Source organism: Arthrobacter sp. Bi26 (assembly GCF_918697925.1).
Classification (GTDB): domain Bacteria; phylum Actinomycetota; class Actinomycetes; order Actinomycetales; family Micrococcaceae; genus Arthrobacter.
The window spans coordinates 1-6,847 of the sequence record NZ_CAKKMF010000150.1 but is presented as its reverse complement, the minus strand read 5'-3'; the positions used below and the strand labels follow the sequence as shown (position 1 = coordinate 6,847).

The 6,847-nt window shown below is 66.1% G+C and carries 5 protein-coding genes and 1 pseudogene; all 6 read left to right on the top strand.

Annotated features, from left to right (window positions below; all coding sequences use genetic code 11):
- A pseudogene (gene aspA, locus LQV16_RS22475) lies at window positions 1-344 on the top strand (aspartate ammonia-lyase); the annotation flags it as partial.
- A gap of 27 nt (window positions 345-371) precedes the next feature.
- Window positions 372-1,970, top strand: a complete 1,599-nt coding sequence (locus LQV16_RS22470; protein ID WP_229996062.1) for an amino acid permease — start codon at window positions 372-374, stop codon at window positions 1,968-1,970.
- Between the two features lie 131 nt (window positions 1,971-2,101).
- The gene (locus LQV16_RS22465) at window positions 2,102-3,418 is read left to right on the top strand and encodes a GNAT family N-acetyltransferase (RefSeq protein ID WP_229996061.1); all 1,317 of its coding nucleotides are present in this window, start codon (window positions 2,102-2,104) and stop codon (window positions 3,416-3,418) included.
- 197 nt (window positions 3,419-3,615) lie between these two features.
- Window positions 3,616-4,905, top strand: a complete 1,290-nt coding sequence (locus tag LQV16_RS22460; RefSeq protein ID WP_229996060.1) for a GAF domain-containing protein — start codon at window positions 3,616-3,618, stop codon at window positions 4,903-4,905.
- Between the two features lie 331 nt (window positions 4,906-5,236).
- Window positions 5,237-6,247: an alcohol dehydrogenase AdhP gene (gene adhP, locus LQV16_RS22455; protein ID WP_229996063.1), complete on the top strand. Its 1,011-nt coding sequence runs from the start codon at window positions 5,237-5,239 to the stop codon at window positions 6,245-6,247.
- 113 nt (window positions 6,248-6,360) lie between these two features.
- Window positions 6,361-6,847, top strand: a 487-nt coding sequence (locus LQV16_RS22450; RefSeq protein WP_229996059.1) for an acetyl-coenzyme A synthetase N-terminal domain-containing protein, incomplete at its 3' end; no start/stop codon positions are given.

Genomic DNA, 6,847 nt, shown 5'->3' with positions numbered 1-6,847 from the left:
CAGAAGCCGGCCAGCTCCAGCTCAACGCCTTCGAACCGATCATCGTCCACAGCCTCCACAAGAGCATCTCCCACCTGGAAGCCGCCTGCCGCACCCTCACGGCCCGCTGCGTCCGGGGCATCACCGCGAACACCGAACACCTCCGCCTCACGGTGGAACAGTCAATCGGCCTCGTCACCGCCCTGAACCCGCAACTGGGCTACGCCACGGCCACGGCCATCGCGCAGGAAGCCCTCGCCACCGGCAAGGGCGTCGCGGAGCTCGTACTCGAACATGGACTGCTCACCGCCGAGCAGCTCACCGAGCTCCTCAGCCCACAACGCCTGGCCAACCTGAGCAAGTAGCGCACCTCCGAACCCCGAAGGACCCTCATGACTCATCCCGACACTGCCCGCGCCCTAAAACAGCCAACCCAAGAACTACCGGCCCCACCACGAGAAGCCATCTCCGACCACACCATTCCGGCGCATGCCCACGCCTCCGGGGCCGCGCTCCACGCCGAAGACCAGGGCTACCACAAAGGCCTGAAACCCCGGCAGGTCCAGATGATCGCGATCGGCGGCGCCATCGGCACCGGCCTGTTCATGGGCGCCGGCGGCCGTCTCGCCACCGCCGGACCGGCCCTGATCATCAGCTATGCGGTCTGTGGGTTCTTCGCCTTCATGATCCTGCGCGCCCTCGGCGAACTCGTGATGCACCGGCCGTCGTCGGGCTCCTTCGTCTCCTACGCCCGCGAATTCTTCGGCGAGAAAGCCGCGTTCGTTACGGGCTGGCTGTACTGGCTGAACTGGGCCATGACGGCGATCGTGGACATCACCGCCGTCGCGCTGTATATGAACTTCTTCAAGAAGTACTGGGCGCCCATCGCGGACGTACCGCAGTGGGCCTGGGCCCTGGCGGCCCTGATCCTGGTCCTTGGCCTGAACCTCATCAGCGTCAAGGTGTTCGGCGAGCTTGAATTCTGGTTCGCGCTCATCAAGGTCGTGGCGCTCGTGTCCTTCCTGCTCGTGGGCATCTACTTCGTCATCTTCGGCACACCCGTGGCCGGCCAGGAGGTCGGCTTCAGCCTTATCGCGGACAACGGCGGCATGTTCCCCAACGGCCTTCTGCCGGCCATCGTGGTGATGCAGGGCGTCGTGTTCGCTTACGCCTCGATCGAACTGATCGGCACCGCCGCCGGCGAGACCGAAAACCCGGAGAAGATCATGCCGCGGGCCATCAACACGGTGATTGTGCGCATCGCCGTGTTCTACGTCGGCTCGCTCGTGCTGCTTTCCCTGCTGCTGCCCTACAGCTCCTACAAGGCCGGCGAAAGCCCCTTCGTGACATTCTTCGGCTCCATCGGGGTGGACGGCGTGGACGCCATCATGAACCTCGTGGTCCTTACCGCGGCGCTGTCCTCGCTCAACGCGGGCCTCTACTCCACCGGCCGGATCATGCGTTCGATGTCCGTTTCGGGTTCCGCGCCGAAGTTCGCCGCCCGGATGAACAAGTCCGGTGTCCCTTACGGCGGCATCGCCCTCACTGCCGGCGTGGCTGTCCTGGGCGTGATCCTGAATGCCGTGGTCCCGGCCGAGGCCTTCGAGATCGTCCTTAACGTCGCATCGCTGGGCATCATCAGCACCTGGGCCATGATCGTCCTGTGCCAGATGCAGCTTGCCCGGCTCGCAGCCCGCGGAGAACTGCTCCGGCCCGCGTTCCGGATGCCGGGCGCACCCGTCACGGGCTGGATCACCCTGGCCTTCCTCCTGGCGGTGCTGGTCCTCATGGCCTTCGACTCGCCTGTAGGAACGTGGACCATCGCCTCCCTCGCAGTCATCATCCCGCTCCTGATGCTCGGCTGGCGCCTCTGCCGGCACCGCATCCTGGAGATCGCCGCGGTCCGGGACGGGTTCACCGGCCCGTATCCGCTCGTCGCCGCCCGGCCCATGGGCAGCGCCGATGGCAGCGCCGGCGCGGATTCGGAGTGACGCCCCGGCAGTCCGCCTCCGCGTAACGCAACGTCCCCGCAACCTCTCATGCACCCCGTTCGCATATGCTCAGCAGACCAGCCCACACTGGCGCCCACCGGCTCAGCGACGAACCATCCGGGAGACACTTCATGACCAACTGGCGGATCAGGGACTTCCATTCGGCCGACCTCGACGGCATCCTGCACCTCTGGGAATCCCTCAAAGAATCAAACGTGGAGCCCGTCTACGCGCTCTCGGAGGTCCTGGCCTCGTGCGAAAAGGACCACGCCGTCGTCGCGGTGCAGGGCGAGCAGGTGGTGGGCGCCGCCGTCGGACGGGCCGCGCATGACCAGGGCTGGATCGTTTTCCTGGCCACGTTGCCCGAGTTCCGGGGCCGCGGAATCGGCACCTCGCTGCTGGCCTCGGTCGAGAACCGGATGGCCCCGCACGGGCTCAACAAGCTCTCGGCCCTGATGCCCGAATCCGAAACCCGGGTGGAGGCGTTCCTGGGCCGCGGATTCGCGCTGAAGAAGAACCTGCGCTACTTCGAACGGAAAATCCCGGTCCAGCGCCAGGAGCTGGAACCCCTCAGCCTGCTTGGCGGCCGGATCCTGGCCCGCGACCTGTGGGAGAACGTGGCCGGTATGCGCAACGAGAAGGAACTGCTGGAACGCCGGCTGGTCCTTCCGCTCGCCGAGGCCGACCTCGCCGACGAATACGGCGTGGTGCCGCCGCGGGCAGTGGTCCTCTTTGGACCGCCCGGTACCGGCAAGACGACGTTTGCCAAGGCGATCGCGTCCCGGCTCGAATGGCCGTTCGTGGAGGTTTTCCCCTCCCGGCTGGCCTCCGACCCCAAGGGGCTGGCCGGGGCGCTGCGCGAGACCTTCCTGGAGATCGCCGAACTCGAGCACGCGGTGGTCTTCATCGACGAGGTGGAGGAGATCGCCGCGCAGCGCTCGGGCGAACCGCCCTCTCCCCTGCAGGGCGTCACCAACGAGCTCCTCAAGATCATCCCCGCCTTCCGCGAACAGCCCGGCCGGCTCCTGGTCTGCGCCACCAACTTCATCCGGGCGCTGGATTCGGCGTTCCTGCGCCACGGCCGGTTCGATTACGTCATCCCGATCGGCCTGCCGGACCGGCAGGCCCGCGAGGCGATGTGGCAGCGCTTCATCCCCGTCGCCGTGGTGGACGACGTCGACGTCGAGCTGTTGGTGGACCGCACGGAAGGCTTCTCCCCCGCGGACATCGAGTACGCGGCCCGCAGCGCCTCCCAGCGGGCTCTCGAAAAAGCGGTGTACGACGACGGCGGCTTGGCGTCCGGCGGCAGCGCCTCAGTCCGCGAGGCGGTCCGGAAGGGTCCGGCCACCCAGGACTACCTCGATGCGATCGCGGACACCCGCACCACGGTCAGCGCCGAAGTGCACCAGCAGTTCCTCGAGGACATCGACGACCTGGGGCGCGTCTAGATGAACTCCGTCAGCAGGTTGTGAGGGGGCCAGGCCGCGATCAAGGCGCCCAGCGGCAGTATGCTTGTGATTGGGGCCACAGTTGGGCCCCAATTTCGCTTGACGACAATGGAGCCACCGTGCGTAGTCCCCGGTCGCTATTTCCAACCCCGGTAACGGCCCCGACGCCGTCTGCTGCCAGGCGTGTCACAGCATCGATGCAGCTCGGCATCAGGTCCGGGCAGGGGCCGCTTCGCAGAATCATTGAAGAGTCCTGGAAGCGTTCGCTGCGGCTGCAGGCCAACCCTGACATGCCGCCGTCCTCGGTACTCCTCGATGGTGAGGCGCTTGAGGAGTACCGTCGCGGCCATCCGCTGGCGTCAATCATGCCGGTGATTAACAAACTGCTGATTCAGCCCAGTTCCGAACAAGGGTTGCTCGTGGCCGTCGGGGATGAGCTGGGCAGGCTCCTGTGGGTCGACGGGGATGCTGCCCTGCGCCGGCGTGCCGAGGGCATGCTGTTCGTTGAGGGCGCGGACTGGTCCGAGGCCAGCGTGGGCACCAGCGCTCCTGGAACCGCCCTGGCGCTGGGCCGCAGCATCCAGGTTTCCGGTCCCGAGCATTTCAACCGGGCCGTTCACGCGTGGAGCTGCACGGCGGTGCCGTTCCGTGATCCAGATACCGGGGCCGTGATCGGAGTCCTGGATATCACCGGCACCGAGACGGCAGTCGCTCCGCATACCCTTTCCCTCGTGGAGGCTGCGGTCGCGGCCGCACAGGCGCAGCTGCGCGTGGAGCGTCTTCTGCTGGCCGCCGCGAAGCGCGACCGGCTCGCACGGCGGCGAAAACCTGTTTCCGCCACCGGGCCCAGAACGGTTCCCAGCAGCCCGGTCCGAAGCCTCTATCGCAACAGCCTGCAGCTGCTCGGCCGCGACCACGCGCTGCTCAGCATCGAAGGAAGAACGGTATCGCTGTCTCCGCGGCACAGTGAGATGCTGGCCCTGCTGAGCATCCATCCGGATGGTCTCAGCGGCGAGGAGCTGGGCAGCATGCTGTTCGGGGAAGTCTCAGCCATGACACTTCGGGCGGAGATGGTCCGGTTGAGGAAAGTCCTTCAGCAGTTCAATCCTGCCGCCGTGCCGGAATCCCGGCCCTACAGACTCACCGTGGACGTGCTGCCGGACGCCGGACAGGTTCTCAGTTGCCTCCAGCGCGGGGCACACAGGGTTGCCCTGGAAATTTATCGCGGCCCGGTGTTGCCTCGCTCGGAGGCTCCGGGTGTGGTGACGCTGCGGAGGCGCGTCTCCACACTCCTTCGGGAGGCGGTTCTAACGGACGGCAGCGCGGAAGCCCTGCTCCAGTATGCGGAACTTCCCGAAGCGAGCGATGACATTGCCGTCCGCATGGCAGCGCTGAAGCTGCTGCCGCCCCGCTCACCCAAGAGGGCTGCGGTGGTGGCCGACCTGGAGCGCCTGGAATCCGAACTCGGAACACGCCAGCCCGGGTGACCTGACTCACAAGGCTGCAACCTCGTCGCAACCCTCCCTTCCCTAAGCTTTAGGCAACAGCCATCATCCTGCTCAGCAGAAGTGCCGGGGATGATTGTGCTTCACACTCCAGACCAGGACTGCCTGGGTCACGTTCCACGGCAGCGACGCGGACTGGAACTGTGGCGGGTTATCCATACCCTGACAATCCGCGGGCCTCACCGCACACCCCAGGTGAGGCTTTCGGCGGACAACGGGCTTCACGCCCGGCTTCTGGCCCGATGTTCAATTCATGCCTGCGCATTATTTGCTGCGGCTACAAAACGACGAAGGAATATCGACAATGACGACGATGAAAGCAGCTGTAGTTACTGAATTTGGTAAGGATCTCCAGATCCAGGACCTTCCTGTCCCCACCCCGGGACGCGGCGAGGCACTGGTCAAGGTCATCACCACGGGTGTCTGCCACACCGACCTGCACGCCGCGGAGGGAGACTGGCCGGTCAAGCCGTCACCGCCGTTCATTCCCGGCCACGAAGGCGTCGGCGAGGTCGTGGCCCTCGGCGAGGGCGTCACCGATCTGGCCGTCGGCGATTTGGTCGGCAACGCGTGGCTCTGGTCAGCCTGCGGCGACTGCCAGTACTGCCGGACCGGCTGGGAAACCCTGTGCGAGGCCCAAAAGAACGCCGGCTACAGCGTCGACGGTTCCTTCGGCGAATACATGCTGGTGGACAGCCGTTTTGCCGCCCGCATTCCGGCCGGATCGGACCCGGTGGAAATCGCACCCGTTCTCTGTGCGGGAGTCACCGTATACAAGGGCTTGAAGATGACCGAGGCCAGGCCGGGCCAGTGGGTCACCATCTCGGGGATCGGCGGACTCGGGCACATCGCCGTCCAGTACGCCGTAGCCATGGGGCTGCGGGTCGCGGCAGTGGACATTGCCGACGACAAGCTCGCCCTGGCCAAGAAGCACGGTGCAGAGCTGACCGTCAATGCCCTGCACGAAGACCCCGTCGAAGTCATTCAGCGCGAAACAGGAGGATGCCATGGAGTCCTGGTCACGGCAGTGCACCCGTCAGCGTTCGGGCAGGCCATTGGGATGGCACGGCGTGGCGGAACGATCGTGTTCAACGGGCTGCCGCCGGGGGACTTCCCGGCGCCGATTTTCGAGATTGTGCTCAAGGGCCTGACGGTCCGCGGTTCCATTGTGGGCACCCGGCAGGATCTGGAGGAAGCCCTGGAGTTCTACGCCCAGGGCAAGATCCACCCCACGGTGTCCACGAGGGAGCTCTCCGAAGTGAATGCTGTTCTTGACGAGATGAAGCACGCCAAGATCGACGGCCGCGTGGTCATCAAGTACTGAGCAATCCCGGCTGGCTGCGCCGGCGGCGTATCCCTAGGCACCCTGGGGATACGCCGCCGCCGCAGGCACGCATTTGTCACCGCAGAATATGTAAGAAAGAACAGGGGTTACCCATGTCCAACGCCCGCACCGTGGTATCACCCGGCCTCATCCAGGCAGGCGACGCTTTCGAAAATCTGTCCCAGGAGAACCGCCGGTTCGCGCCTTCGGCCGAGTTCGCGGCGAATGCGGTGGTCACCGCCGGCGAGTACGCCGAGGCCGACGCCGACCGCCCCGCGTTCTGGGCGAAGCAGGCCCGGGAACTGCTGGACTGGTCCAAGGACTTCACCCAGGCGCTGGACTGGTCCAACCCGCCGTTCGCGAAGTGGTTCGTCGGCGGGGAGGTCAACGCCGCCTACAACGCCCTGGACCGGCACGTCGAGGCCGGCCACGGGGACCGGGTGGCGATCTACTTCGAGGGCGAGCCCGGCGATACCCGCACCTACACCTACGCACAGCTCACCGAGGAAGTGAAGAAGGCCGCGAACGCCTTCGAGTCGCTGGGCGTGGCCAAGGGCGACCGCGTCGCGGTCTACCTGCCCATGATCCCCGAGGCCGTCA